Source organism: Shewanella sp. T24-MNA-CIBAN-0130, from assembly GCF_040310185.1.
GTDB classification, from domain to species: Bacteria; Pseudomonadota; Gammaproteobacteria; order Enterobacterales; family Shewanellaceae; genus Shewanella; species Shewanella psychromarinicola.
In genome coordinates, this window is record NZ_JBEOPP010000581.1 from 1 (window position 1) to 233 (window position 233).

1 protein-coding gene is annotated in these 233 nt (G+C 67.0%); it reads left to right on the plus strand.

Features of this window, described 5'->3' with window-relative positions:
- On the plus strand, positions 1–233 hold a 233-nt coding region (locus AAEZ02_RS23580; protein WP_351125685.1), incomplete at both ends, for an LUD domain-containing protein.

A 233-nucleotide genomic window follows, 5' to 3' on the forward strand; every position in this document is an offset into this window, starting at 1 on the left:
GTGCTGCGCCCGCATTTCATGTCGGCCGACATGGGCGTGACGGGCGGCAATTTCGTGATCGCGGAGACGGGCTCGGTCGCGATCGTGACGAACGAAGGGAACGAGGGCATGTGCACGGTCATGCCGCGCGTGCATGTTGCGGTGACGGGCATCGAGAAGGTGCTGCCGACGCTCGAGGATCTCGCGACCGCGATGCGGCTGCTGCCGCGCTCCGCAACCGGGCAGAAGACGTC